At 72.5% G+C, this 26,768-nt stretch carries 22 protein-coding genes; 14 read left to right on the top strand and 8 right to left on the bottom strand.

Annotated elements, in window-relative coordinates:
- Nucleotides 1-19: 19 nt before the first annotated feature.
- A complete protein-coding gene (locus tag ELY19_RS07585) occupies nucleotides 20-775 on the bottom strand; it encodes a hypothetical protein (protein ID WP_126195679.1) in 756 nt (251 codons plus the stop codon).
- Between the two features lie 86 nt (nucleotides 776-861).
- Here ELY19_RS07585 and ELY19_RS07580 point away from each other — a divergent pair, with 86 nt between their 5' ends.
- Nucleotides 862-1,335: an SdpI family protein gene (locus ELY19_RS07580; RefSeq protein WP_227966656.1), complete on the top strand. Its 474-nt coding sequence runs from the start codon at nucleotides 862-864 to the stop codon at nucleotides 1,333-1,335.
- A 3-nt stretch (nucleotides 1,336-1,338) separates the two neighbouring features.
- A complete protein-coding gene (locus ELY19_RS07575) occupies nucleotides 1,339-2,322 on the top strand; it encodes a bile acid:sodium symporter family protein (protein WP_126195677.1) in 984 nt (327 codons plus the stop codon).
- Nucleotides 2,323-2,880: 558 nt separating this feature from the next.
- On the opposite strand, the gene ELY19_RS07570 is transcribed toward ELY19_RS07575, so the two are convergent.
- Nucleotides 2,881-3,435, bottom strand: a complete 555-nt coding sequence (locus tag ELY19_RS07570; protein ID WP_227967289.1) for a YqgE/AlgH family protein — start codon at nucleotides 3,433-3,435, stop codon at nucleotides 2,881-2,883.
- A 148-nt stretch (nucleotides 3,436-3,583) separates the two neighbouring features.
- On the opposite strand from ELY19_RS07570, the gene ELY19_RS07565 reads away from it, so the two are divergent.
- The 3 genes from ELY19_RS07565 to ELY19_RS07555 are packed head-to-tail and all read left to right on the top strand — an operon-like array spanning nucleotide 3,584 to nucleotide 6,002.
- Nucleotides 3,584-4,912 (top strand): MFS transporter, encoded by a 1,329-nt coding sequence (locus tag ELY19_RS07565; RefSeq protein ID WP_126195675.1) that lies wholly within the window; start codon nucleotides 3,584-3,586, stop codon nucleotides 4,910-4,912.
- A gap of 1 nt (nucleotide 4,913) precedes the next feature.
- Complete coding sequence (locus tag ELY19_RS07560; RefSeq protein ID WP_126195674.1) at nucleotides 4,914-5,450, top strand: hypothetical protein; 537 nt, start codon at nucleotides 4,914-4,916, stop codon at nucleotides 5,448-5,450.
- 45 nt (nucleotides 5,451-5,495) lie between these two features.
- Nucleotides 5,496-6,002, top strand: coding sequence for a hypothetical protein (locus ELY19_RS07555; RefSeq protein WP_126195673.1), 507 nt, complete (start codon nucleotides 5,496-5,498; stop codon nucleotides 6,000-6,002).
- Nucleotide 6,003: 1 nt separating this feature from the next.
- Here the strand turns inward: ELY19_RS07555 and ELY19_RS07550 are convergent, their stop codons facing one another.
- The gene (locus ELY19_RS07550) at nucleotides 6,004-7,473 is read right to left on the bottom strand and encodes a CCA tRNA nucleotidyltransferase (RefSeq protein WP_126195672.1); all 1,470 of its coding nucleotides are present in this window, start codon (nucleotides 7,471-7,473) and stop codon (nucleotides 6,004-6,006) included.
- A 75-nt stretch (nucleotides 7,474-7,548) separates the two neighbouring features.
- Between ELY19_RS07550 and ELY19_RS23420 the strand changes: the two genes are divergently transcribed.
- From ELY19_RS23420 to murJ, 3 genes are read left to right on the top strand one after another with little or no spacing between them, the layout of a single operon-like run.
- Entirely contained in the window at nucleotides 7,549-8,457 is a 909-nt protein-coding gene (locus ELY19_RS23420) for an NUDIX hydrolase (RefSeq protein ID WP_197715998.1), read from the top strand.
- On the top strand, nucleotides 8,454-10,925 hold the full coding sequence (locus tag ELY19_RS23765; protein WP_227966654.1) for a glycoprotein: 2,472 nt from the start codon (nucleotides 8,454-8,456) through the stop codon (nucleotides 10,923-10,925). Before ELY19_RS23420 ends, ELY19_RS23765 begins: the two co-directional genes overlap by 4 nt.
- Complete coding sequence (murJ, locus tag ELY19_RS07540; protein WP_227966652.1) at nucleotides 10,922-14,602, top strand: murein biosynthesis integral membrane protein MurJ; 3,681 nt, start codon at nucleotides 10,922-10,924, stop codon at nucleotides 14,600-14,602. Before ELY19_RS23765 ends, murJ begins: the two co-directional genes overlap by 4 nt.
- Here murJ and ELY19_RS23415 read toward each other — a convergent pair.
- Nucleotides 14,574-15,461 carry a hypothetical protein gene (locus ELY19_RS23415; RefSeq protein ID WP_164711548.1) on the bottom strand — a complete coding sequence of 296 codons (888 nt, stop codon included), beginning with the start codon at nucleotides 15,459-15,461 and terminating at the stop codon, nucleotides 14,574-14,576. The genes murJ and ELY19_RS23415 overlap by 29 nt on opposite strands.
- Nucleotides 15,462-15,574: 113 nt before the next feature.
- Here ELY19_RS23415 and ELY19_RS07530 point away from each other — a divergent pair, with 113 nt between their 5' ends.
- Nucleotides 15,575-16,177: a DNA-3-methyladenine glycosylase I gene (locus tag ELY19_RS07530; protein ID WP_126195670.1), complete on the top strand. Its 603-nt coding sequence runs from the start codon at nucleotides 15,575-15,577 to the stop codon at nucleotides 16,175-16,177.
- A 6-nt stretch (nucleotides 16,178-16,183) separates the two neighbouring features.
- Here ELY19_RS07530 and ELY19_RS07525 read toward each other — a convergent pair whose 3' ends face one another.
- Nucleotides 16,184-19,648 (bottom strand): proline dehydrogenase family protein, encoded by a 3,465-nt coding sequence (locus tag ELY19_RS07525; protein ID WP_126195669.1) that lies wholly within the window; start codon nucleotides 19,646-19,648, stop codon nucleotides 16,184-16,186.
- A gap of 203 nt (nucleotides 19,649-19,851) precedes the next feature.
- On the opposite strand from ELY19_RS07525, the gene sigM reads away from it, so the two are divergent.
- The 5 genes from sigM (at nucleotide 19,852) to ELY19_RS07500 (ending at nucleotide 23,926) form a co-directional block, all read left to right on the top strand.
- Nucleotides 19,852-20,478 (top strand): RNA polymerase sigma factor SigM, encoded by a 627-nt coding sequence (sigM, locus tag ELY19_RS07520; RefSeq protein WP_126195668.1) that lies wholly within the window; start codon nucleotides 19,852-19,854, stop codon nucleotides 20,476-20,478.
- 121 nt (nucleotides 20,479-20,599) lie between these two features.
- Nucleotides 20,600-21,217 carry an RsmA family anti-sigma factor gene (locus ELY19_RS07515; RefSeq protein ID WP_126195667.1) on the top strand — a complete coding sequence of 206 codons (618 nt, stop codon included), beginning with the start codon at nucleotides 20,600-20,602 and terminating at the stop codon, nucleotides 21,215-21,217.
- 100 nt (nucleotides 21,218-21,317) lie between these two features.
- On the top strand, nucleotides 21,318-22,274 hold the full coding sequence (trxB, locus tag ELY19_RS07510; RefSeq protein ID WP_126195666.1) for a thioredoxin-disulfide reductase: 957 nt from the start codon (nucleotides 21,318-21,320) through the stop codon (nucleotides 22,272-22,274).
- A 35-nt stretch (nucleotides 22,275-22,309) separates the two neighbouring features.
- Nucleotides 22,310-22,633, top strand: a complete 324-nt coding sequence (gene trxA / locus ELY19_RS07505; RefSeq protein WP_126195665.1) for a thioredoxin — start codon at nucleotides 22,310-22,312, stop codon at nucleotides 22,631-22,633.
- 99 nt (nucleotides 22,634-22,732) lie between these two features.
- Nucleotides 22,733-23,926 (top strand): N-acetylmuramoyl-L-alanine amidase, encoded by a 1,194-nt coding sequence (locus ELY19_RS07500; RefSeq protein ID WP_126195664.1) that lies wholly within the window; start codon nucleotides 22,733-22,735, stop codon nucleotides 23,924-23,926.
- A 57-nt stretch (nucleotides 23,927-23,983) separates the two neighbouring features.
- Here ELY19_RS07500 and ELY19_RS07495 read toward each other — a convergent pair whose 3' ends face one another.
- From ELY19_RS07495 to ELY19_RS07485, 3 genes are read right to left on the bottom strand one after another with little or no spacing between them, the layout of a single operon-like run.
- Nucleotides 23,984-24,706, bottom strand: a complete 723-nt coding sequence (locus tag ELY19_RS07495) for an acetyltransferase (protein ID WP_227966650.1) — start codon at nucleotides 24,704-24,706, stop codon at nucleotides 23,984-23,986.
- Nucleotides 24,707-24,712: 6 nt separating this feature from the next.
- Nucleotides 24,713-25,747, bottom strand: a complete 1,035-nt coding sequence (locus ELY19_RS07490) for a ParB/RepB/Spo0J family partition protein (protein ID WP_126195663.1) — start codon at nucleotides 25,745-25,747, stop codon at nucleotides 24,713-24,715.
- Between the two features lie 2 nt (nucleotides 25,748-25,749).
- Entirely contained in the window at nucleotides 25,750-26,664 is a 915-nt protein-coding gene (locus ELY19_RS07485) for a ParA family protein (protein WP_227966648.1), read from the bottom strand.
- Between the last annotated feature and the right edge of the window lie 104 nt (nucleotides 26,665-26,768).

Here is a 26,768-nt window from a genome sequence, read left to right as displayed (position 1 = left end):
CTAAAACCCCGCAGGTGAGCTAGGCCCGGTCACCCCCGGCCGGCTCCGCCGGGAGCCGCAGCACGATCGAGTCCCCCTCGGCGACGCCCCGCTGCGGCGGGACGGTGAGCATGGCCCGGATCTCGCGCGGGGAGTACGTCCGCGTGTGCGCCGTGAGCGCATCCAGCGTCGACAGCACCGCGCTCGGGCTGATCATGTAACCGAAGGCCGTCATGTACTCGGGCTTCGGGCCCCCGATGATCCCGATCTGGACCGATGGTGCGCCGCGCGGAGGCTCGTACAGGCGGTACACCAGCAGGTCGTGGGGGATCGTGCGGCCGCGCGGCGTCACGACCCCGTCGGGCCCGAAGACGAACCCGCCACGCCTCAGCCACAACACGACCGCGTTCACGATCAGGCACACCCCGAGCAGCGGTCCGAGCACCAGCATCAGCGGCGCGCCCTCCGGGTCGGTCAGCACCGTCGCCACCATCCCGGCGACGACGAGGCCCAGTCCGACCAGCCCGTACGTCGCGATGTGTCGCCACCAGGCGGCCTGCCCCACCAGAACGGCACCGTCGACGACGCGGACCGTCTCCCCGCGCCGGTCCCCGATCTGCGGAACCAGCAGACCGACGCAGACGACGGCGATCCCCAGGAACGCCAGGCCGACGTCCGGCAGGCCCACTACGAGGGCAACCGCGCCGAACCCGCCGAACGCGACCACACCGATCACCGGGCCCGTGATCGCGCGCCACTCGTCCCGGTAGTTCGTCCACTCGAACGCGAAGTCCACCGTGCCGATCCTCCTCGCGCCGGATGCTACCGACAGCCGTCCCACCGCCGCCGGGGCGATTTGCGCGGGTCTCTAGACTGGAAGCCGTGTTCGTGCTGGTTGTGATCCTCGCCCTGGCCGCCGTAGCGGCCGTCGTCGTGGGCGGTGCCGGGCTCGCCGGCCGCCTCCCGGAGAACGGCATGGTGGGGGTCCGCACCGAACAGACCCTGTCCGATCCGCTGCTCTGGCGCACCGCGAACCGCGTGGCCGGTCCCGGCCTGGTGGCCGCCGGCGTCATCTTCGGGGGCGGCGCCCTCATCGGTCTCGCGATGGACGCACCCTGGTCGTACGCGGCCATCGGCGTCGCAGTACTCGCGGGCCTGTTCCTCGCCGGGTTCGGCGCCCTCCAGGGCTCGCGGGCCGCGTCGATCCAGGCGCGGCTGCAGCTGCCCGAGGCGACGTGCTGCAGCGCCGACGACGAGGCACCGTCGGACGACCCGGCAGCGGACTGCGGCGTGACCGGCGGCTGTGGCGCGTGCGCCCTCAAGGGCATGTGCGACCACGAGGCCCGGCCGGCCTGACGGATGCGCGCGCTCCTCGACAAACTCTCCATCGACGGCTTCATCCTCGCGATCTTCGCCGCCGTGGGCGTCGCTGCGCTCTTCCCCGCGGAGGGGCGCGCGGTGCCGGTGGTCGACGGTGCCGTCACCGTCGCGATCGCGATCCTGTTCTTCCTCTACGGTGCGCGGATCCACCCGATGGAGGCCCTCGCCGGCCTCAAGCACTGGCGCCTGCACGTGGTGATCCTGGGCTTCACCTTCGTGGTCTTCCCGATCATCGGTGTGTTGCTGCGGTTCGCGCCGGAGGTGCTGCTGCGGCCCGAACTGTACGCGGGCGTGCTGTTCCTGACGCTCCTGCCGTCCACGGTCCAGTCGTCGATCGCGTTCACGTCGATCGCGGGCGGCAACGTGCCCGGCGCGATCGTCAGCGCCTCGGTCTCCAACCTGCTCGGCGTCTTCGTCACGCCGCTCCTCGTGCTGGCGCTGATGGCCACCACGGGCGAGGTGCAGTTCCACAGCAGCTCGATCATCGACCTGTGCCTGCAGCTGCTGCTGCCCTTCCTGCTCGGCCAGGTGCTGCGGCCGTGGGTGGGGGAGTTCGTGGCGAAGCACGCCGCGGCGCTGAAGTACGTCGACCGCGGCTCCATCGTGCTGGTGGTCTACGCCGCGTTCTCGGCCGGCATGCGCGAGCACATCTGGAGCCAGGTCTCCTGGGTCGGCGTGGTGCAGCTGATCGTGCTGTCGGTCGTCCTCGTGCTGCTCATGCTGTGGCTGACCCGGGCCACCGCGGACCGGCTCGGCTTCGACCGCGCCGACATGATCGCCATCCAGTTCTGCGGCACGAAGAAGTCCATGGCCACCGGCCTACCGATGGCCGCCGTCCTGTTCGCCGGGCAACCCGTCGGACTGCTGGTGCTGCCGCTCATGATCTTCCACCAGATCCAGCTCATGATGTGCGCGTGGCTCGCCGCCAAGTACGGCCGCGAGCTCGAGCCCGTCCCGACCTGAGCCCCCCGGCGCCGCGCCCGCCCGCACAGGGAGCCGCGGCTCCGCGCCGGGTTCGGGCCTGCCGACCGCCCACAGGACGTACAACGCGACGGGCACGATGAGCAGATCGACGATCGGGTCGAGCGCCTCGATCGGATTGCCGTACACGGCGAACGATCGATAGTCGCCGAGCAGCTGGCCGATCGCCGGCAACAGCGCGGCGGCGAGGTACGCCCAGCGTTCGCCCAGCAGCACCATCGCGGCGATCACGGCGTACGCCGCGGCCGAGCCCGCGTGGGCGGCGGCGTCCGCGGCATCGGGGAAGCCCCGCAGACGGGCGAGATGGACGAATGCCGCGAACATCAGGAGCCCGCACAGGACACACCGGCTCGGCACGCACCCGCCCGGTAATCGCTCGCTCACGCCCATGTCGCCGCTCCTCGCCTGGTCGGGCCCGGTCCAACGATATGACAACTCGCGTTGTCCCGCTCGGTGAGCGCACGCGGGGGAGCCGGGGGCACGACAGGGGCACGCGGACGCACCACGAAGCGCCGCCGGCGCGAGGAGGGCGAGCGAGGGTCAGTTGACGGAGACGTCCACCGGATGCGTCGCCAGGAGCGCGGTGGGCAGCCCCTGCCGCCGCAGCACCTTGCCCCAGAGGTCCACCCGCGCGGGGACGAGGACGTCGGTGTGGAGGGACCGGCACGGGATCCAGTCGTCGCGCTCGAGCTCGTCGTCGAGCTGCCCCATGCCCCAGCCGCTGTATCCGGCGAAGACCCGCACCCCGTCGAGCAGCTCGTCCATCATCTCCACATCGGAGTCGAGGTCCACCAGCACCACCCGGCCCGCGACCGGCTGGAGGCCGCGGATGCCGCTCGCATCCACCCCCGCCTTGACCACGCCCAGGCACAGCGCCGCGGACTGGTTCACCGGGCCGCCGACGAAGACCGCCTTCGGCTTGGCCGCCAGCTCGTGCCACTGCGGGAGCACCCCGTGCACCGCGGACTCGCTGGGCCGGTTGAGAACGACGCCCAGGCTGCCCGACTCGTTGTGCTCGATCAGATAGACGACGGTGCGGGAGAACGTCGGCTCGACCAGGTCCGGGGAGGCCACCAGCAGCGTGCCCGAGGACAGCTCGAAGCCCGCATCACCGGACTCGCCGGAGGACGCGTCACCCTGCGTCGGCTCATTCGAACGATCGGGACCCACACCCCCATCATGGCATGTCGACGACCATCGAGGTCCGCCGACGCGGAAGCGCCCGCGCCGATACGCTGTAGCGGTGACGAGCAGCGGAACGGATGCCCCAGCCGCCGCTGCCACACCGGCGTGGCGAACCTTCCGCGACCTGCCGGACCTGCTGCGCCTGCTCGGCGTGCGACTGCTGAGCCAGTACGCGGAGGGTCTGTTCCAGGCCGGGCTCGGCACCGCGATCGTGTTCAACCCCGAGCGCAACGCCACGCCCGCCGCCATCGCCACCGGGCTGGCCGTGCTCCTGCTGCCCTACTCGGTGATCGGCCCCTTCGCCGGTGCACTGCTCGACCGCTGGGACCGGCGCCGCGTCTTCATCGTCGCGAACGTGATCCGCGCCCTGCTCATCGCGGCGTGCGCGGGTGTGCTCGCGTCCGGCGCGGGGGAGGCGGCGATCTTCGTCGTGGCGCTGGCCGTCGGCGGCGCCGGCCGCTTCGTGGCCTCCGGGCTGTCCGCCGCACTGCCCCATGTCGTGGACCGGCCGCAACTCGTCGCGGTCAACTCACTGACCACCACGCTGGGGGCCGGCGCCACCGCGGTCGGCGCCAGCACCGCGGTGGGGCTCCGGGCCGTCTTCGGCTCCGACGATGCGGGCGGCGCCGGCGTGCTCGCCGTCGCCGTCCTCGTCGCGGTGCTCGGCGCGCTGCTGTCGACGCGGTTCCCCGCGGGCGTGCTCGGTCCCGACCACGACGTCTCGGGCAAGCACGAGAAGCCCGCGACCGCGCTCAGCGACGTGGCCGCGGGTCTCGCCCACGGGGCGCTCGCGGCGTGGCGGGCCCCGTCGGTGACCGCGGCCTTGACCGGCATGGGGGCGCACCGCACCGTCTTCGGCTTCAACACGCTGATGCTGCTCCTGCTCACCCGGCACCACTTCACCGACGGCACCCTGGGCCTCGCCGGCTTCGGCTCGGTCGCGGGCGCGACCGCGGTCGGCATGCTCGTCGCCGCCGTGCTCACCCCCTTCGCCGTGGCGCGGTGGGGCAGGCGGAACACCGTCGTCGGCGCGCTGGTCGTGGCGTGCCTCACCCAGCTCACCGTCCTCACGCTGAACTTCGCGGTGCTGGTCGTCGCGGCCGCGGTGCTCGGCCTCGCCGGGCAAGTGGTGAAGCTGTCGGGCGACGCCGCGATGCAGCTGGACGTGCCCGACGAACGGCGCGGCCAGGTCTTCGCCTTCCAGGACGCCCTGTTCAACGTGACGTTCGTGGGCGCGGTCGCCTTCGCCGCGGCGGTGGTGCCCTTCGACGGCGTCTGCCGGCCCCTGGCCGGGTTCGGCGCACTGCTGTACGCGGCCGCCGTCGGTGTCGTCGTCCTGCTCTACCGCCGCACGGGAACCCCGGAGGGCCCTGGCGCGTCCAATTGATATGGGGGACGAACTGATCGAGTACTGGTTCGGCGACGGGGCGGGCCACGTCACCCGCTGGAGCTCGCCCGGCGTCCAGGGCACCGTGCTCCTCGACTTCGACGGGGACGGCCGGATCGACGACGCGATGGTCGACCTCGACGGGGACGGCCGGGTCGATGTCGCAACCCTCGATCTCGACGACGACGGGACCCGGGAGGCCGCGTTCCGCGACGACGGCTCGGGCCGCTGGGCGGAGCCCACGGCGGTGCCGGGCGCAGGGGCGGACCGTCAGCCCGACCGCGCTCCCGACGGGACACCCGGCACCGCGGCCGCGCCCGCGCGGGCGGCACCGTCGACCTGCCCCATCCCGGGCGTCACGGGTGGACGGACCCCCGAGCCCGACAGGCCGGTGCAGGTGAGCCCCGTCCCCGCGGAGCCGGGACAGCCGGCCCGGCAGGCCGTCGCGGACACCGATTCCGACGGTGCGCCCGACGTTCTTCTGTTCGACACCGACGGCGACGGGACCGCGGACGGCGCGACCGATCTGCGACAGTAGCGATCAACTCTTTCACTTCCTGCGTCGGACGGATACGCTGCTCTCATGCGGAACACGATCCTGACCGCCACGGCGATCACCCTCGTCGCCACGTCGCTGACGGTCGCTGCGGGCGCCGCCACAGCCGCTCCCACGCCCTCGCCCGCGCCGAAACCGGCGAACACGGTGGTGGTCGACGTGCGCACCCACGTCTTCCTCACCCGAGAGGCCCCGCCACGGACCACCGTCTACGCCGACGGGCGGATCATCACGAAGGCCGTCGGGTCCCAAGGAGGCCCGGTCGAGCTGCGTGGCAAGCCCGCCGACGTCGCGGACCTGCGCGCGATCACGGAGCAGGTGCTCCGCAATCAACCGCAGTACGACCGGAAGACGCAGATCTTCGACGGCTGGATCGTCTCGGCCAGTGTCCGCACCACGGACGGTGCACTGCTCAAGGCCACCGTCGACAATCCCGATGCGCGCGGCTGGACTGCACTGGGCCGCCTTCCGAGCCGGCTCGACACGCGCATCGCCGCGATCCCGGGGCCGCGGACGCCGTACACCGGCCGCTGAATCAGCCCTGGCGCTCGGCCCACCAGCGCTTCAGCTCGGCCTCGGCCTCGTCGCGGTCGAGGGGGCCGCGGTCCAGGCGCAGCTCCTTGAGGAACTTCCACGCCGCACCGACCTCCGGCCCGGGCTCCAGCCCGAGCAGTTCCATGATCGCGTTGCCGTCGAGATCCGGGCGGACGCGCGCGAGATCCTCCTTGGCGGCGAGGTCGGCGATCCGCCGCTCCAGCCCGTCGTAGGTCGCCTGCAGCCGTGCGGCCCGCCGCTTGTTGCGGGTCGTGCAGTCCGCGCGGACCAGCTTGTGCAGCCGGGGGAGCAGCGGTCCGGCGTCGGTGACGTAGCGGCGGACGGCGGAGTCCGTCCACTGGCCGTCGCCGTAACCGTGGAAGCGCAGGTGCAGGAAGACCAGCTGCGCGACGTCCTCGGTCACGGCCTTCGGGTAGGCCAGCGCCCGCATGCGCTTGCGCACCAGCTTCGCGCCCACGACCTCGTGGTGGTGGAAGGAGACGCCGCCGTTCGGCTCGTGCCGGCGGGTGGCGGGCTTGCCGATGTCGTGCAGCAACGCGGCCCACCGCAGCACGAGGTCGGGGTCGGACTCCTCGAGGTCGATGGCCTGCTGCAGCACGGTCATCGAGTGCCAGAAGACGTCCTTGTGCTGGTGGTGCTCGTCGATCGCGAGCTTCATGCCGGGGATCTCCGGGATCACCCGCTCGGCCAGCCCGGTGTCCACGAGCAGCACGATCCCGTCGACGGGATGCTCGCCCAGGATGAGCTTGTCCAGCTCCGCGCGGACCCGCTCGGCGGTGATCCGGTCGATCTCGGCCGCCATGTCCGTCATGGCCGCCGACACGCGCGGTGCCACGGAGAATCCCAGCTGGGAGACGAAGCGGGCGGCGCGCAGCATCCGCAGCGGGTCGTCGGAGAAGGACTCCTCCGGCGTCGCCGGCGTGTCGATCTCGCCGGCGAGCAGCGCGTCGAGCCCGTTCAGGGGGTCCTGGAAGTCCTCGGCGCCGTCGCGGCCGATCCGCACGGCCATCGCGTTGATGGTGAAGTCGCGGCGCACCAGGTCGTCGTGCAGGTTCTCGCCGAACTTCACGACGGGGTTGCGGGTGACGCGGTCGTACGCCTCCGCGCGGTACGTCGTGATCTCGATCTGCTGGTCGGCGAAGGCCGCGCTGACCGTGCCGAACTCGATGCCGGTGTCCCACATCGCGTCGGCCCAGCCGCGCAGCAGCGCCTGCACCTGCTCGGGCCGGGCGTCGGTGGTGAAGTCCAGGTCGCTCGTCAGGCGGCCGAGCAGCGCGTCGCGCACGGAGCCGCCCACGAGGTACAGCTCGTGACCCGCGTCGGCGAACCGGGCGCCCAGCGGGGCCAGGACGTCGGACAATCCGCGCAGCGAGATGTGCGCCGCCGCCAGCAGGCGGGTCCGGCGTTCGGCACGCGCGTCCGCCGGGCCGGCGGGAGAGCTTTCGGTCACGACCGACCAGTCTACTGCCGGGCGGAAAAAGCGACGGTGGCGTATCGGAGCGCAACCGGCCAGTAGCATCGGGGGGTGACCTCCGCCGAATCCGCCGACTCCCCGGGCCGCCCCCAGCGCCCCGGTCCCGTCGGCGACTCCGCGGGCGGCACCCCCTCCCGGCCGCGGCGCCGACGACGGCGCGGAGGCCGCGGCCGCGGCCGCGGCCAGCTCTCCGCGGTCACCGAGCAACAGCAGAAACCGGAGGGTGACGGCGCACCGTCGCAGCCCGCCCCGGGCGCGAAGCCGGCGCGCAAGCAGGGCACTCCGACCTCGAAAGCCAAGCGCCCCGTGCCCGGCCGGGTCCGGCCCGACCCCCGCATCCGCACCGTCCGCGAGACCTCCGCGGGCGGCCTCGTCGTCGCGGGGCTCGACGGTGCCGACGAGCTGCGGGCCGCCCTCATCGGGCGCGTCGACCGCCGTGGCCGCACCCTGTGGTCGCTGCCGAAGGGGCACATCGAGACGGGGGAGACCGCCGAGCTGACCGCCATCCGTGAGGTGGCGGAGGAGACGGGCCTCACCGGCTCCGTGCTGGCCCCGATCGGCAAGATCGATTACTGGTTCGCCGTCGAAGGTCGCCGCGTGCACAAGACGGTGCACCACTTCCTGCTGTCGTGGCAGAGCGGCGACCTCTCGACCGAGGACTACGAGGTCTCCGAGGTGGCGTGGGTTCCGCTGGCCGAGCTCGCGACCCGGCTGACCTACTCCGACGAGCGCAAACTGGTCGCGACCGCGCGCACCGTCATCGAGGACCTGACCGCCGACCCGGACGAGTTGGCGGCACGGCTGGCGGCGGAGCCGCGCACCGAGCCCACGGCGTACGAGCGCGCCGCGGCCGAGCGCAACGCCGTCCGCAACGATCCACCCAAGCCGCGCCGGCGGCGGGGTGGCCGGCGCTCGCGCGGTCGCCGCGGCGGTGGTGGCGGCGGGAGCGGTCAGACGTGACCCGGTCGGCCCGCCTGCTGTGCGTGCTGACGCTCCTGATCGCGATGACCGGCCTGCCCGCGCCCAGCGGGGCCGGCCTTCCGGACGCGCAGTTCGTGCGGATCAACGTCGACGAGGTCACCTCGCGGGTCACCGACACCTCCCCGAACGAGGTGGTGGTGCGCGGCACCGTCGAGAACTTCGGCGACCGCGACGTGAGCGATCTCGACCTGCGGATCCAGCGCGCGCCGGCGGTCTCGACGTCCGCGCAGCTGCGCTCCGACCTCGTCGCCGACAACAACGTCTACGACACGCTGGGCCGGTTCGAACCGGTCTCCAAGGTGCTCAAACCCGGGCAGCGGACCACGTTCGACGTGACCATCCCCGTCCGGCCCTCGCCCACCACGCGCGGGCCCACGCTCGGCATCGACCGGCCCGGCGTCTACCCGCTGCTGCTCAACCTCAACGGCAAGCCCGCGTACGGCGGCACGGCGCGCCTCGACGACTCGCGGACGCTGCTTCCCGTGTTCGCCCTGCCCGACGGGAGCGCCGACACCCCCGGCGCGGTGGACAAGGCCGTCACCACCTCGCCCGCGCAGGTCACCCTCCTGTGGCCGTTGGCCGACAACCCGAAGCTCGCGGGTGGTGTGCCCGGCGGCGGCGACACGCCGGTCCGGCTGGTCGACGACGCGCTGGCGCGGTCCCTCGGCGAGGGCGGCCGGCTCGACGGTCTGCTGTCGGCCTACGAGGACGCCACCCGCGGCCCGGACCCGCGCCGTTCCGCGCTGCGCGCCGGATCGTGCCTGGCCATCGATCCGGACCTGCTCGTCACGGTGCAGGCCATGACCGGGCCCTACCGCGTCTCCCGCAATCCCGGGGACGCGCGCGGCCCCAGCTCCGCGGGGACCGGCAGCGACGAGGCGAGCGCCTGGCTGGACAGGCTCCGGCGCGTGGCCGCCGACTCCTGCGTCGTGGCGCTGCCGTTCGGGCAGGTCGACCTCGAGGCCCTCGGCCGGTCGGCGGAGCCGTCGCTGCAGCGCGCCGCGCTCGACACCCCGTCGGATGTCATCGACTCCATCCTCGGCGTGCAGTCGGTGCGGGGCGTCGCGATCCCCGCGTCCGGCGTGCTGCTGTCCGACGGTGCCCGGCAGCTCCGGGCCTCCGACGTCGCGGCCACCGTCGTGGCCGCGACCGCGGTGAAGGCGCCCGAGCGCGGCGCCGGCACCCCGTCGGGCATCGTGCCCGTGGGGCAGGGCATCGGCGCGGCGGTGTTCGATCCGAGCGTCTCCGCGGCGCTCGCGGCGATGGGCGGGGTCACCGACGGCGCCGAGACCGGCGTCGCGCCGGGCCCGACCGGCAGCGTTCCCAGCTCGTCGACCTTCACGATGTCCGAGGAATCCGCGGTCATGCGCCGGCAGGCGGCCGTCGGCGCCGTGACCGCCGCCGCCCTCGACCCGACGCAGCGCTACGCACCGCCCGACGGCTGGGCCGCGAGTACCGCCGTGGACCCGGTCGCCCGCGTGACCGGCCGGTCCACGCTGATCGTGCCGCCGCAGGTCTGGGCCGCGGGCCCGGACGACGCCCGCGCGGTCCTCGACGCCGTCTCCGCCCAGTTCGGGGCCGGGATCGCCGGCCCGCGCACGTTCCGCGACGTGGTCGCCTCCGCCCAGTCGACGGGGCGCGACCCGGCCCGCAACGCCGCCCCCTGGACGCTGCGCCAGCCGGAGGACACGACCGCCTCGCGCGTCCCGGACCGGATCGTCTCGGCGGCGGCCGCCCACGTGCGGCAGGTGGACCAGCTCGGCGCCTCCCTGCTCCCGCTGCCGAAGACACCGCTCACGCCCCGCATGTACACCTCGCCGCTGCGGGAGGACGCGGTGCGGGCACTGCGCTGGTCACCCTCACGGCAGGCCGTCGACGGTGACGCCTCCATCCGGCTCTCGGCGACGCGGGCGTCGTTGACGGCGCAGCTCGCCTCGGTGCGTTTCGTCAGCCCCGGCGGTGCGTACACCCTGGCCTCGGACAAGTCGCCGCTGCTCATCGTCGCGCGGAACGATCTGCCCCTGCCGATCCGCACCGTGATCGACTGGTCCGCTCCCCAGGGCGTCACGATCGACGCCTCCGAGGTGCAGGAGCTCCCCGCCCGCGGCACGCGGCAGATCGAACTGCCGACCACGGTCGACTACTCGCGGCAGATCTCGGTGCAGCTCACGCTCCGGTCGAGCAGCAACATGCCGCTCGGCGATCCGATCTCCGTTTCCGTGCACTCCAATGCGTACGGCAAGTCGCTGTTCTGGATCACGTGCGCTGTGGGAATCCTGCTGGTCCTGCTCGCGGGGCGGCGCCTGTGGCGCCGGTTCCGCGGCCGGCCCGACCCCGCGGATGCGGACCGTCCCCCGGCGGACGAGCACGAGAAGCGGATCGCGAACAGTTACGCTGCACATCGACCGCCCTCCCCGCACGAGAACCCGGAACCGAAGGACACATGAGCCGCGCCGAGCCCCGGCACATCCCGCCGAGCAGCAGCCCCGCCGCCGGCGGCGGGAAGGACGGCGGCACCGCCGGCCTGCTCCGATCCACCGGCTCGGTCGCGGTGGCCACGCTCACCTCGCGCATCACGGGCTTCCTGCGCACCGTGCTCCTCGCGGCGATCCTCGGACCGGCGGTCGCCTCGGCCTTCAGCATCGCCAACCAGATGCCGCAGCAGGTCTCCGAACTGGTGCTCGGCCAAGTCCTCACCGCGCTGGTGATCCCCGTCCTCGTCCGGGCGGAGATGGAGGACAGAGATCGTGGGCAGGCGTTCTTCGAGCGCCTGTTCACGCTCTCGCTGACGATTCTGGGCGTCGCCCTCGTGGTGTCGCTCGCGCTGTCTCCGGTGCTGGTGGGGCTGCTGGTCGGCGGCTCCAAGGTCGACGAGGGCCTGACCCAGGCCCTCGTGATCATGTTCCTGCCGCAGCTCATGTTCTACGGTCTGTCCGCGCTGTTCACGGCCATGCTCAACACCCGCGACGAGTTCAAGCCCGGAGCGTGGGCACCCGTCGCCTGCAACACGGTGCAGATCGCCACCCTGGTGACCTTCTACCTCATGCCCGGCGAGCTCACGCTGAATCCGACCGAGATGGGGCAGCCGAAGCTGCTCGTCCTCGGCATCGGCAGCACGCTGGGCGTCGTGCTCCAGGCCCTGATCCAGCTGCCCGCGATGCGCCGCTCGGGGATCAAGCTGCGCCTGCGGTGGGGTGTCGACGACCGGCTCAAGCACTTCGGCAGCATGGGCATCGCGATCGTCACCTACGTCTTCATCTCCCAGGCCGGCTGGTACGCGGTCACCCCGATCCTGTCCCACGCCTCCGACGGCGGCCCTGCGATCTACCAGTACGCCTGGATGGTGCTACAGCTGCCGTACGGCGTGATCGGCGTGGCGCTGCTGACCGCGGTCATGCCGCGACTGTCGCGCAACGCCGCCGAGGGCAATCGGAACGCCGTGCTGGACGACCTCTCAGTGGCCACCCGGCTGACCATGGTCGCCCTGGTCCCGATCGTCGCGTTCATGACCGTCTTCGGCCCGTCCATCGGGCGCGCACTCTTCAATTTCGGCCAGTTCTCCCAGGACGACGCGAACTTCCTGGGCACCGCGATCTCCTTCTCCGCGTTCGTGCTGATCCCGTACGCGATGGTCCTGATCCACCTGCGCGTCTTCTACGCCCAGGAGCGGGCCTGGATCCCGACGGGGATCGTCATCGCGATCGTCGCCGTGCAGATCGCGTTGTCGTACCTGGTGCCGGTGTTCGTGGCCGACGACCACCGGATCGTCGAGTTCGTCGGCACCGCTCGCGGCCTGGCGTACACCGCCGGCGCGATCATGGGCTGGTTCCTACTCCGCCGGACCCTCGGCCCGCTGCACCTGACCAACGTCGCCCGCACGCTGGTCCAGACCTCAACGGTCTCCGTCCTCGTGACGGTGACCGTCTACCTCATCATGCAGATCGACGGCCTGCAACGGATGGACAAGAGCGGCTCCCTGGGCGCCCTGGTCTTCCTTGCAATCGCAGGCGTACTGTGCATGACGTTGATCTATGCGCTGCTCGCCCTGTGGCGGGTACCGGACGTGCTGGCGATCCTGGCACCGCTCAAGCGCATCGCGGCCCGGTTCGTCCCGGCCCTGCGGCCGAGCGCACCGTCGGAACCGGAGCGCGAGGCGTCCCGCGCCCCGGACACCCGGGAGCTGCGGCTCGACGAGCTGGAGGCGTACGCGAGCCTCCGCCGCGAGGAGATCACGGCCCAGCTGCCGCGGATCGCCGACGACATCGGCCTCCCGTATGCTGGTCAAAGCCATGTTCCCCGGCGTCCGCGGGCGAGCGCAGAACAACCGACCACGGGCCTTCGATACCGCAGAAGAGGAGCATTCGCAGTGACCGAGGACGACTCCGCACGCAAGTCCGGCCACGAGGCACCCAGCACCGGACAGATGCGACTGCCGTCCCAGCCGCAGGCGGGGCTCCCGGCCGCGGCCGACTCCGGCGACGCCGCCGCGTGGGACGACGACGCCCCGCGCGGTCCCGAGCTCATCCCCGGCGCCGTCGTCGCAGGCGGCCGGTACCGGCTCATCGAGCACTACGGCGGCATCCGCGGGCTCCAGTTCTGGCAGGCCCGCGACATCAACCTCGACCGCGATGTGGCGCTGACCTTCGTCGATTCGGAGCAGCGCGCGCCCGTCCCCGAGCGCGGCGCGCAGATCAGCCTGCGCGGCGAGGGCCCGCAGTCGATCCTCTCCCGCACGCTGCGCCTGGGACGCGTGCACTCGAACGGCCTGGCCCGGGTGCTCGACGTGGTGCGCGGCAGCTCGGGCGGCATCGTCGTGGCGGAGTGGATCCCCAGCAGCTCGCTGGCCGACGTCGCCGGCACGCACCCGTCCGCCATCGGCGCGGCGAAGGCCGTGCGCGCCCTGGCCGGCGCCGCGGAGGGCGCGCACCGCGCCGGCGCCGCGTTGTCGATCGACCACCCGGACCGGGTGCGCATCTCGCAGGACGGCCACGCCTTCCTCGCCTTCCCCGGCACCCTCGCCGACGCCTCGAAGGAATCGGACGTGCGCGGCCTGGGTGCCGTCCTGTACGCACTGCTCCTCGAGCGCTGGCCGCTCGACGACGCGACCGGCCGCGTGGTGACCACCGGGACCGGGACCGTGGCCGGGATCAAGCAGGCCGATGCGGATGCGAACGGCAACCCCGTTGAGCCGCGGGACGCCAAGCGCGACATCCCGTTCGAGATCTCCGCCGTCGCGACCCGCACGCTGGAGGGTGGGCAGGGCATCCGTACCGCGGCCACCGTGCAGCAGCTGCTGGACCAGGCGTCCGTCGTGGACGTGAAGACGGACCTGCTCTCGCCGGTGCGCGAGCAGGGGCCCCGGGAGGCACCGCGCCAGGCCGCCGCGTCCTCGGCCCGGCCCGCGCCGAGCCCCGTGCCGCTGGATCAGCAGCCCACGCCCGCCAAGCGGATCCAATCGAAGCAGTCGCTGCTGCAGCGCGTCTCGGGGGGCAAGAAGAACGTGCCGCTGCTGGTGATCGCGGCGTGCGCGGTGGCGCTGCTGGTGATCATCGGGCTCACGCTGTTGATCAGCAGCCTCACCGGCGGTAAGGACACCCAGTCGGGCGTCGGCTCGCTGTACACCTCCAGCTCGACGGCGGAGCAGAGCGCCGCGCCCGCCCCGGCTCCCGGGGTCGGGGTTCCGGTGAAGGCGACCGATGTGGCGCTGGTGGACTTCGCCTCCTCCAAGGACTCCGCCGCCAATCTGTCGAACGTGCTCACGGGCAAGAACCCGCCGTGGAAGACGGACACCTACAAGGCGGGACCCGCGTTCGGCAACCTCAAGAAGGGCGTCGGCTTCCTCGTCACCCTGGAGAAGGCCGTCTCGCTCACCCGCGGCACCATCACGTCGCCGAGCGCGGGCAGCACCGTGGAGGTGCGCACCTCCACGAAGGACTCCGTCAAGACGCTGGACGACACCTCGCTGGTGTGGTCCGGCTCGCTGCGCCCGGGCGCCAACGACTTCCACGTGAGCACCGTGGCACCGCGTGCCCGCTACGTGCTGGTGTGGATCACGGGCCTCACCAAGCAGTCCGGCAATGACTGGTACACCACGATCAATCAGGTCTCGTTCCAGGGCTCCTGACGGACACCGCGTCGGCGGCGGCGGGCTCGATCGCCGCCGGTCCCACGTCCGGTACCGAGATCACCAGTGGCCGAGCCGTTCCCGCGTCTCGGTAGTCGAGGAACCGGACGAGCCAACCGGTTCGCGTCCGCAAGGCCGCTTCCACCCGCACCTCCTCCGGGATCTGCAGGCCCCGTGCCCGTGCGTGTTCCGCGGCGGCGGCCCGCGCCTCCTCGGGTGTCGGGCCCGGGACTCCCTCGTATCTCGGCCCGTCGCCCGTCCACTGCGTCAACCCGGATTCGTTGAGCCGCGACCAGCTCTCGTCCAGCACACGCTCCGGGGCCAGGGTGCCGAAGGCGGCCCACCACGACGCCGCATCGAGCCACTCGTATTCGCACATCCGCACCAGATGGTGCAGCCCCGCGCCGTCCTTCAGGCGGCTGCCGAGGGCGCTCGCGACCTCCGCGGAGTCGCCGACCGGCGGGAGCGGCGCGCCCGGCAGCGGGTCCTGGGCCGCGGCGAAGGCCCCGTCGTCCCAGATGGCCGTCCATCCGTACCGCCCCGCGGCGAGCCGGTGGTCGAGCATCGCGACGTGCTCGAGCCACGACGGTCCGCCCTCGACGCGCTCCGCCGGACCCGCGGCGCCCGGCACGCGCCAGCCGAGGTCGCCGCACGAGAGGACGGCGCGCTCGGGTCCGAACCACACCAGGGTGGCGCCCGCCGTCGACGACGCGTCGTAGCGGGCGACGCCGCGTTCGCCGCCGTCGACGGTGACCCGGAAGGGCAGCGGCGCACCGGCGGCGGCTAGAACGGGTTGCGCCGCGGCGAGCAGGCACCACCGGGCGCGGATCAGGCGGAGCGGCTCGACACGGTCGGACATGCCCGGATCCTGCCCCCGACCGCTGAAGGGGCGCTTGTCGCGGACTTGTCGGTGCCGTGTTCTACGGTGCGGAGACGGCGCCCGCCGGGCGCTCTCGATCGAGGGGGAACGCGATGACGGAGCCGAACGACGGCGTGGTGATCGGGGAGGACGGACTGGCCCGCCCGGCCTGGGCGGCCGACGGGCTGCTCCGCGAGTACTACGACACCGAATGGGGCATGCCGATCCGCGACGAGCGCGGGCTGTTCGAGCGGATCGCGCTCGAGGGTTTCCAGGCGGGGCTGTCCTGGGCGACGGTGCTGCGCAAACGACCCGCGTTCCGCGCCGCCTTCGCGGACTTCGATCCCGACGCGGTGGCGGCGTTCGACGAGGGGGACGTCGAACGCCTCATGGCCGACGCGGGGATCATCCGGAACCGGCAGAAGATCGAGGCGACGATCGGCAACGCCCGGGCCGTCGTGGCGCTCCGCGAGGACGGCGGACTGGTCGACCTGGTGTGGTCGTTCCGGCCGGAGCACACGCCCGCGCCGCGCACGATGGCGGAGGTGGCCACCACGTCACCGGAGTCGGTGGCGCTGTCGAAGGAGCTGCGCCGCCGGGGCTTCCGGTTCGTGGGGCCGACCACCATGTACGCCCTCATGCAGGCCGTCGGCATCGTCGACGACCATCTCGTCGGCAGCCACCGGCGCGGCAGCTCGGGAATGTGGCCGGAGTGATCGGGCCTAGTCCGCGCCGCGGGCGGTGAGATGCCCGTAGCGGTGCCGGGTGGTGCTCACCGCCTGCTCCCGCAGCACGCTGAGCAGCTCCCGTCGGCCGGAGAGCAACACGGCTCCACGGAGCACGCTGTGGCCGTGCCGTGCGGCGGCGGCCGCCACGTCGGGTTCCGGCTCTCCCAGCACCCGGATCCGGACGGGCTCGGCCCGCCCGGCGAGACCGGCGGCGTAGTCCCGGGCCGTGTGCACCGGGGCCTCGAAGGGCATCGCCGGGGCATCGGGGCTCAGGGTCACGTCGAGGCGGGTGCCGGTGCGCGCGGCGGCCAGCTGCAGCCGCACCAGGTCGCGCGGACGCGCTCCGGCGCCGATGCGCACCTCGAGGTGGGGGAGGGGCCGGTACCGGAAGACGTTCGATTCGCTCGCCAGGCCGGTGGGGTCGTGTTCGACGCCGAACTCGGCGTTCCAGGCGCGTTCGTCGGACGCGGCGGCGGCGTGCAGCCAGCGCACGTCCTCGTCGGACAGGCCCGGCGCGGCGGCGATGATCCGCTCGCTGAAGACGGTCGGGGCGGCGGCGGGTGCCGGGGGCACGGCGATGTCGGCCCAGCACCCGAACTGGGCGACGTAGTTGGGTCCGCCGGCCTTGGCGCCCGGCCCGATCGATGATCGCTTCCAGCCGCCGAAGGACTGTCGCTGCACGATGGCGCCGGTCATGTGGCGGTTGATGTAGAGGTTGCCCGCCTCGACCTTCTCCCGCCAGTGGGTGATCTCGTCGGGGTCGAGGCTGTGCAGACCCGCTGTGAGGCCGTAGCCCGTGGAGTTCTGCAGGCGCAGCGCGTCGTCGAGCGTCGCGGCCCGCATGATGCCGAGGACGGGTCCGAAGAGCTCGGTGGTGTGGAACCAGCTGCCCTCGGCGACACCGTCGAGCACGCCGGGCGACCAGAGGCGGCCCGCCTCGTCGAGGCGGCGCGGTTCGACCAGCCAGCGCTCGCCGGGGGCGGGTTCGGTGAGGCCGCGCAGCAGCTTGCCCGAGGCGGGCTCGATGAGCGGACCCACGGTCGTGGCGAGGTCATGTCCCTCGCCCACGACGAGGGTGCGGACGGCGTCCTCCAGCTGCCCGAGGAAACGCCGTGAGGAGCCGACGCTGCCCACGAGGATCGCCAGCGACGCGGCGGAGCACTTCTGCCCGGCGTGGCCGAAGGCGCTGCGCACCAGGTCGTTCACCGCGAGATCGGGGTCGGCCGCGGGGGTGATGACCATCGCGTTCTTGCCGGAGGTCTCGGCGAGCAGTTCCAGCTCGGGGCGCCAACCGCGGAACAGTGCAGCGGTCTCGCTGGCACCCGTGAGCACCACCGCGTCCGCGTCCGGGTGCGTCACCAGGCGGCGCCCGGCGGCGCCCTCGTCGGCGTTGACGAGCTGCACGAGACCGGCGGGTACGCCCGCGGCGTGGAGCGCATCGATCGCCGCGGTGCCGCAGCGGATCACCTGCGGCGCCGGCTTGATGATCACGGCGGCACCGGCGGCGAGTGCCGCCAGGACGCCGCCGAGTGGGATCGCAACGGGGAAGTTCCACGGCGGGGTGACCACGACGAGGCGGTGCGGTGTGAAGGCGGCCTCGTCGTCGTGCAGGTCGAGCGCGCTCTGCGCGTAGTAGCGGGCGAAGTCGATGGCCTCCGAGATCTCCGGATCCGCCTCGGCCACGGTCTTTCCCGCCTCGTAGGACATCACGGTGAGAAGCTCGCCGCGCCGGCGCGCCAACTCGTCGGCCACGCGGTGCAGCCGCGCCGCCCGCTCGGGGGCCGGGAGCGCCGACCATGCCCGTTGGGCCGTCAGCGCGGTCGCCACGGCCTCGTCCACGGAGTCCGGGTCCGTCACGCGCGCAGGCGGTTCGACGGTGTCGGGCGAGGCGAGGGCGGCTCGGGCCCACGCCCGGTTGGCGGGCGTGGAGGGGTCCGTGTCGGGCTCGCCGGTGAACGGCCCGTCCTGCGCGGCGACCTCGTCCGCGGTGCGGTCCTGCACGCGATTGGGGCCGTCCTGCACGACGGCGCGTCGGGCGAAGGCGGTGCGGAACCGCTGCTCCTCCACGGCGATCGCGGCGGGATCGGGACTGAACATGGAGTACAGGAAGTTGTCGCTCGACGCGTTCTCCTCCAATCGGCGCACGAGGTAGCTCACGGCCACATCGAAGTCGCCCGCGTGCACGACCGGTGTGTAGAGGATGAGCGAACCCACGTCGGCGCGGACCGCGGCCGCCTCCATCGGCGCCATCCCCTGCAGCATCTCGATGTCCAACTGGCGCTGCACGTCCCGCTGCTGCGCGAGCTCGACGGCGTACGCCACGGAGAAGAGGTTCTGGGAGGCGACACCGATGCGCAGGGCGTCCGCGTTCTGCGGCTGCAGCGCGGTGTCCACCATGCGCAGGTAGTTCGCGTCGACGTCGGCCTTGCTGCCGTAGGTGGCGAGCGGCCAGTCGTGCACCTCGGCGTCCACGCGCTCCATCGCGAGGTTGGCGCCCTTGACCAGCCGCACCTTGATCGGGGCGCCGCCGTCCGCGACGCGGCGGCGGGCGAAGTCGGTGAGCCGGGTGAGCGCGCCCATCGCGTCGGGGAGGTACGCCTGCAGCACGATTCCGGCGGTGAGCGAGCGGAACTCGGGCTCGTCGAGGAGGGTGGTGAAGACCTCGATGGTGAGGTGGAGGTCCTTGTACTCCTCCATGTCGAGGTTGACGAACTTCCCGCCGTCGCGCGCGGTGCGGTAGAGGGGGCGGAGCCGTTCGACGATGCGGTCCCGGTTGCCCTCCAGGTCCCAGGGAACGAGCTGGGCGACCACGGAGGAGACCTTGATCGAGACGTAGTCCACGGACGGGTTCGCCAGCAGCTCGTGCGTGCGGGCGAGCCGGTTGTCCGCCTCCCCCTGACCGAGGACCGCCTCGCCGAGCAGGTTCAGATTGAGCCGCACCCCGGTCTCGCGGGCGCGCCGCAGACGGCGCTGCAGGTGATCGCCGTCGGCGTCGAAGACCAAGTGCCCGACCAGCTGCCGCAGCCGCAGCCGCGCCACGGGCATGGCGATCGACGGGGCGATCCCCGCGGCGACGGTGCCGGCGCGGAGCAGCGCGGCGTCGACGGGGCTCATGAAGGCCCTGCCCGGTGCGGCACCGGCGGGGGAGACGAGCCGGCGCAGCGCCTTCGCGGCGACGCGGTCGTCCTCCGGGCGGGCGACCTCGTCGACGAAGCCCATGGTGAACGCCACCCCACTCGGATCATGGAGGAGCGCAGCGAGACTCGAGGTAGCGGCGGCCTCCCGGCGGCCCACCTCGGCGGGCCGTGGGCCGCGACTGGTGCGCAGCCAGCGCTGCGCGCGGGCGACGGTCGCGGCGACGACGCCGGGATCGATGTTCTCGCCCGCTGTCGCAGCGGAATCCAGCGGGCGGGTGCCGGCGGACGGCAGGGGAGCGGAAGGACGGGACGAATCGACCATGAAAGGCCTCCTGATAGCTCGCGCGTGAAATGGAGAATCCACAGCGACGGGTGCGCCACCTGGCCTAGCCACCAGTGTAAGGCCGCTCACAGAAAGCTGCGAGCCCATGCGCGATCGCGAATCGGCGTCGCGGTTTCCTTCTGTTGATTGAATAGCAAAGAATTCGTCTCGAAACGGTATCGCGCACCTCTACGATCCCCTGCATGACCGAGTGGGGGAACACCATCTCGCGGTCGGCCGGGGCGGGGGATCCGGCGACCGATGCTCCGGACACATCCGGACACCCGTGGGGCCGAGACCACGACGGGGTCTCCGACGAGTGCCTGCTCGCCGCGGCGGCGGCCGGGGACGGCGACGCCTTCGCCGAGCTCTTCCTGCGTCACGCCCGGCAGCTGCGTGCGACCGCGCTGCGCACCATCCGCGACTGCACCGACGCCGAGGACTGCCTGCAGGACGCGATGCTGCGCGCGTTCCAGCTCTCTCCGACCTTCCGCGGCGACTGCAAGGTGGGCAGCTGGCTGCACCGCATCGTGGTCAACGCCTGCCTCGACCGGGCGCGCCGCAACCAGGTGCGCACGTCGCTGCCGATGCCCGACGATCTGAGCTGCCTCGCCTCGGACGAGGGCCGGACGGCGGAGGAGCTGGACCGCCGCCTCTCGGTGGAGGCGGCGCTGCGGATGCTGCCCGAGGACCAGCGGGCCGCGGTGGTCGCCGTGGACATGCACGGGCTGTCGGTGACGCAGGCAGCCGAGCTCCTCGGCGTCGCGCCGGGCACCGTCAAGAGCCGGCGGGCCCGGGCCCGCATCCGGCTCGAGCGCCTGCTGCGCTGATCTCCGGTGATAGCCATCGCGGGCCCGGCGCCGGGTCGTTCGCAACCCGCACAACGAATATTGAAATCGATGGGAACCGATCGGCGGGCTGATGCGTCCAATTCATGAGAGGAGGTTTCCGATGGGGAAGGCAGCACCGCCGCAGGGCGGTGGCGAGGGCGAGGACCGGCCATTGAGCCGTGCGCAGGAAGCGGGGCTCGACGCGGCACTGGCCGAGTACCGCGACCGCATGTACGCCCAGTGGTCCGCGCCGGACGGCTTCACCGCCGATTCCCCTCTCGGAGACCGCCGCATCGCGGCCGCGATCCGCGCCGCGGCGTCGCCCGCCCCGCCGCGCCGCCGGCGGCGGTACGCGCTGGGAGCCGCCGCGGCGGCGGTCGGCGTCCTCGCGGTCACCGTCGCCCTCACGACGGTGCGGGAGGCACCCGCCGAGCCGGACACCGGGGTTCTCCTCGCGGCGGCGACGCCGGGCGGCGACCGGGGGCCGTTCGCCGAGGGCACGGCCCTCACCCGGTGCCTCGACGCGGCGTCGGTGCCCGCACGCCAACGCACCCTCCTCGGTGCGGGGCCGATGCGGGTCCGGAACGATCACGCGACCGTGCTGCTGCTGCCGGGGAGCCGGCTGGGCGATGTGCGGCTGCTCGCCGTGACCCCGGAGTGCGCGCAGGGGGAGGCCTCGTCGGTGCTGGTCGACCGCGTGCTCAGCGGCGGCGGCGCCGCACGCGCGGCCACGCCGTAACCTGGGAGGCGGCGACCCGGGAACATTGTCGGGCCCGGCGCCGTTGGCACACATGTCGGCCCGGGAGCACCGGGCGGTTCTTCAACAGGTTGGGTGGGTAATGACTGCAGCGGGCACCGATATCGCGGACGTGATCATCATCGGATCGGGTCCGGCGGGATACACGGCGGGCGTCTACGCGGGCCGTGCCGAGCTGACGACCATCCTGTTCGAGGGCACGAACTTCGGCGGCGCCCTGATGACCACCACCGAGGTCGAGAACTACCCCGGCTTCCGCGAGGGCATCATGGGCCCGCAGCTCATGGACGAGATGCGCGAACAGGCCATCCGCTTCGGCGCCGACCTGCGCATGGAGGACGTCGAGTCCGTGCAGCTGGACGGCGAGATCAAGGAGGTCGTGACGGCCGAGGGCACCTATCGCGCCCGCGCCGTCATCCTCGCGATGGGTGCCGCCGCCCGCTACCTGGGCATCCCCGGCGAGGAGACCCTGCTCGGCCGCGGCGTCAGCGCCTGCGCCACCTGCGACGGCTTCTTCTTCCGCGACCAGGACATCGCCGTGGTCGGCGGCGGCGATTCCGCGATGGAGGAGGCCATCTTCCTCACCAAGTTCGCCAAGTCCGTCACCCTGATCCACCGGAGCGAGAACTTCCGCGCCTCGAAGATCATGCTCGACCGCGCCCGCGCGAACGAGAAGATCCGCTTCCTCACCGACACCAAGGTCACCGCGGTGCAGGGCGAGAAGTCGGTCGAGTCGCTGCTCGTGGAGAACACCGTGACCGGCGCCGTGGAGACCCTCGAGGTCACGGGCCTGTTCGTGGCGATCGGCCACGATCCGCGCTCCGGCCTGGTCGCGGGCCAGGTCACGGTCGACGACGAGGGCTACGTGCAGGTCGAGGGCCGCAGCACCGCCACCGGCGTGCCGGGCGTCTTCGCCGCCGGTGACCTGGTCGACCACACCTACCGCCAGGCCATCACGGCCGCCGGCAGTGGCTGTTCCGCCGCGATCGACGCCGAGCGCTGGCTCGCGCATCACCGCGAAGCCGCCGTCGCCCAGTAGCCCCCTTCCCCCGAACCGCACCGAGGAGTACCGCCATGGCCGAGATCGTCACCCTCACCGACGACACCTTCGTCGAGCAGGTCCTGCAGTCCGACAAGCCCGTGCTGGTCGACTTCTGGGCCACCTGGTGCGGGCCGTGCAAGGTGGTCGCGCCGGTGCTGGAGCAGCTGGCCGCCGAGCACGGCGACAAGGTCACCTTCGCCAAGATCGAGGTCGACCAGAACCCCGGCGCGCCGCGCGACTACCAGGTGCTCAGCATCCCCACGCTGATCCTGTTCCAGGGTGGGAAGCCCACGACCAAGCTGGTGGGCGCGAAGAGCAAGTCGGCGATCCTCAAGGAGCTCGACGGGCTGGTGTGACGCGCCGTCGCGTTGGGCCGGAGGGCCCCGAGGCCGTATCGTGTAGTCGATTTCCGACCTCGGGCCGCCCGCCCGCAGGAAGCTACCGAAGGGTCCTCCATGCCACGCATCAGCCTCGGTGATCACGGTGGCGCCGTGGCCGAGATCCGCGGCATCCTCGCCGATCAGGGATTCCTCCGGGACTACGTGGCCCCCACCGACCTGGTGGTGAACGGCTGGACCGTCCCGGAGGCCGTCTTCGACCGCCGCCTGGACCGCGCCACGCGCGCTTTCCAGCAGCAGCGCGGGCTCCTGGTCGACGGTGTCGTGGGTCCCGCCACGTACCGGGCGCTCCGCGAGTCCACCTATCAGCTGGGCGCGCGCACGCTGAGCTACATCGCCTCCGCGCCGCCGTCGGGCGACGACGTGGCCGCGCTGCAGGCGCGCCTGCAGAACCTCGGCTTCTACGCCGGCATGATCGACGGTCTCTTCGGCCCCCAGACGCACCTGGGCCTGTCGGCCTACCAGCGTGAGTTCGGCCTCGTCGCCGACGGCATCTGCGGGCCGGCGACGCTGCGCTCACTGACCTTCCTCGGCTCCCGGGTGACCGGCGGGTCGCCGCACGCCATCCGCGAGGAGGAGCACGTCCGCAGCTCCGGGCCGCGCCTGTCGGGCAAGCGCATCGTCATCGACCCGGGCCTGGGCGGGCCGGACCGCGGCCTCACGGTGCGGGGCCCCGACGGCCGGCCGATCACGGAGGAGGAGATCCTCTGGGACCTCGGGTCGCGCCTCGAGGGCCGGATGGCCGCCGCCGGCATGGAGACCTACCTCTCGCGTCCGCGCGGCATGGACGCCGACGACAGCACCCGCGCGTACACGGCGAACACCTTCGACGCCGACATGATGATCGCGCTCCGCACCGCGCACTACCGCAACGACCGCGCCCACGGCGTGGCCTCGTTCCACTTCGGCAACACGCACGGCGCCAGCTCGAACATCGGGCGCAACCTGGCGGGCTTCATCCAGCGGGAGATCGTCGCGCGGACGCCGCTCACGGACTGCCACTACCACGGCCGTACCTGGGACATCGTGCGCCTGACGCGCATGCCCACGGTGCAGATCGATGTCGGCTACGTGACCAACCCGCACGACGCCGCGGTCCTGGCCTCGCCGCAGATGCGCGACACCATCGCGGAGGCCATCCTGGTCGCCGTCAAGCGGCTGTACCTGCTGGGCGAGAACGACCGCCCCACCGGCACCTACACGTTCGCGGAGCTGCTCGAGCTCGAGGAGAACGCCGAGAACCGGGCCTGACGGTCCGCCCACCGCGACGGGGAGCGCACCGTCGGGCCTCAGCGGGCCCGTGCCGCGTCAGCGGTCCTCGAGCCTCCCCACGGGTGCGGCGGCGTCGCCCGTATCCTCGAGGGCGTTCCTGAGAGCCGCTTCGGCGGCACCGGCCGCGAGCAACTGCTCCAGCGCGTGCTCCACTCCCGCCTTCCAGCCGAGGCCCTCGGACAGCTCCAGGCGCAACCGGGGGAACCGGTGGTGGGGCGCGACCGTCTCGAAGCCCATCTGCTCCAGGAAGTCGGCGTCGGCCAGCGGCGGGGCATCGCAGCCGCACGGGCCGCAATCAAGTTGCGCCACAACATCTTCCGTCGTCATTCCGACCGGGGTGAGCAGAGCGAAGGCCTCCACGGCACGCACGCCGCGGCGCACCAGGTCGGTGCAGACCGCGGTCACCAGCTCCTCCTTGACCCGCACATCGGTGCCGGGTTCGGAGCCGACCCAGGTGAGCAGCACCGCGTCGGGGCTGACGGGCGCGGTGGGGAAGTGGCCCGCCCGGGGCACGCTGCGCGGTGGCGCGTAGAAGGCCACGCCCACGACCCGGGCGGTGCCGTCGACGGCGTGGTCGATCGCGACCTGGCCGCACGAGCCCCACTCGAGCATGAGCATCGAGAGCCACGCCTCTTTGTCGAACTCCGTATCGGTGAGGGTCTCACCCTCGGGCGCGACCTCCCAGTAGACGCAGCGACGGATGTGGCGCGGCAGGTCGTCGAATCCGCCGAGGGTCAGCGGGACGATCGTCAGGGCCATGGCGGGTCACTTCTCGGCGAGCAGGGCGACGATGCGTTCGAGGTCGTCGGCGGAGCCGACCTCCACGACGATCTTGCCCTTCCGCTTGCCCATCGAGACGGTGACCTTGGTGTCCAGCCGGTCGGCGATCCTGTCGGCCACCTCGCGGAGACCGGGATCCGCCGGCTGCCGGCGCTTCGGCGCAGCGGGTACGACGGTGCCGTCACCGCGGTTCGCCAGCGTGACGGCCTCCTCGGTGGCGCGCACCGACAGGCCCTCGGCGACGATGCGGGCCGCGAGCGCATCCTGCGCCTCGGCCCCCGCCTCCAGCGCCAGGAGCGCGCGGGCGTGCCCGGCGGAGAGCACGCCGGCGGCGACGCGGCGCTGCACGGCGACCGGGAGGCGCAGCAAGCGGATCGTGTTGGTGACGACGGGACGCGAACGGCCCAGGCGCGCCGCCAGTTCGTCGTGGGTGACGCCGAACTCCTCGAGCAGCTGTGCGTAGGCCGCCGCCTCCTCGAGCGGGTTGAGCTGGACCCGGTGGATGTTCTCGAGCAGCGCGTCGCGGAGCATGTCGCCGTCGGCCGTCTCGCGGACGATCGCGGGGATCGCGGCCAGGCCGGCCTCCTGGCTGGCGCGCCACCGGCGCTCGCCCATGACGAGCTGGTAGCGCACGTCGCCCTGCGGCTGGGGGAGCGGGCGCACGACGATCGGCTGCATGAGCCCGAACTCGCGGATCGAATGGACGAGTTCGGCGAGCCCCTCCTCGTCGAAGACGGTGCGGGGCTGCTGCGGATTCGGCTGGATCGCCGCCGGGGCGATCTCCCGGTACACCGCGCCGGACGCGGCGAGATCCGACGGTGCCGCCGCCTCGTCCGCGGGCTCGGTGGGACGTTCCGGTCGCTGCTGCGGGCCGTCGGCGGCCGGGCGCGCCGGACTCTTCGGGCGCGCTCCGATAATGACGTCCGCGGCGTCGCTGCCGAGTCGCGGGCCCTCGTCGGGTCCGGTGGGGATGAGTGCCGCGAGGCCCCGGCCGAGGCCGCCCTTCTTCTGCCCCGCCATGACTACACCGCCTGCCCAGCGCCGCGGAGGGCGAGCTCGCGGCCCGCGTCGAGGTAGCTCATCGCGCCGCGGGAGCCGGGGTCGTAGTCGAGGACCGTGGTGCCGTAGCCGGGTGCCTCGGAGACCTTGACGCTGCGGGGGATCGTCGCGCCGAGGACCCGGTCGCCGAAGTGGTTGCGGACCTCCGCGGCGACCTGGTCGGCGAGCTTGGTCCGCGCGTCGTACATCGTGAGCAGCACGGTGGAGACGTGGAGGTCCTTGTTGAGGTGCGACTGCACCAGCTCGATGTTGCGGAGCAGCTGCCCGACACCCTCGAGTGCGTAGTACTCGCACTGAATGGGGATGAGGACTTCCTTCGCAGCGACGAGCGCGTTCACCGTGAGCAGCCCCAGCGACGGCGGGCAGTCGATGAAGATGTAGTCGATGTCGTTCGCGGCCGCGGCGGAGAGCGCGTTCTTGAGCCGCGTCTCGCGGGCCACCATGCTGACGAGTTCGATCTCGGCTCCGGCGAGGTCGATCGTCGCGGGCACGCAGTAGAGGTTGGGGGAGTGCGGGCTCTGCGCCATCGCCTCCTCCAGCGTGGTCTCGCCGAGGAGCAGCTCGTAGGTCGACGGCACGCCGGACCGGTGGTCGACGCCGAGCGCGGTACTCGCGTTCCCCTGAGGGTCGAGATCGACGACGAGCACGCGCAGCCCCTGCAGCGCCAGCGCGGCCGCGAGGTTCACCGCGGTGGTGGTTTTGCCGACGCCGCCCTTCTGGTTGGCGATCGTCAGGACGCGGCGCTCCAGGGGCTTGGGCAGGGTGCCCGCCGCTCCGGGGGTCAGGACCTGGCTGGCGCGGCGGGCGGCCGCCGCGATGGGGGTGTCGTCTTCGGTGGTTCCACGTGAAACGTCGAAGCCGGATTCGTGATCAGTCACGCGCTCTCCTCAGCAGTTGCCCCCATCCTAGTTTCTCCGCCGGGGTGCGTCAGCCGGGCCTCCGGGAAGCGTGCCACGTTCCGCCGTGTTTCTCGTCGCACCGA

The sequence above is a fragment of the Tsukamurella paurometabola genome (assembly GCF_900631615.1).
Classification (GTDB): Bacteria; Actinomycetota; Actinomycetes; order Mycobacteriales; family Mycobacteriaceae; genus Tsukamurella; species Tsukamurella paurometabola_A.
The sequence above is the reverse complement of the archived record's forward strand: the minus strand, read 5'-3'. Positions and strand labels throughout refer to the sequence as shown.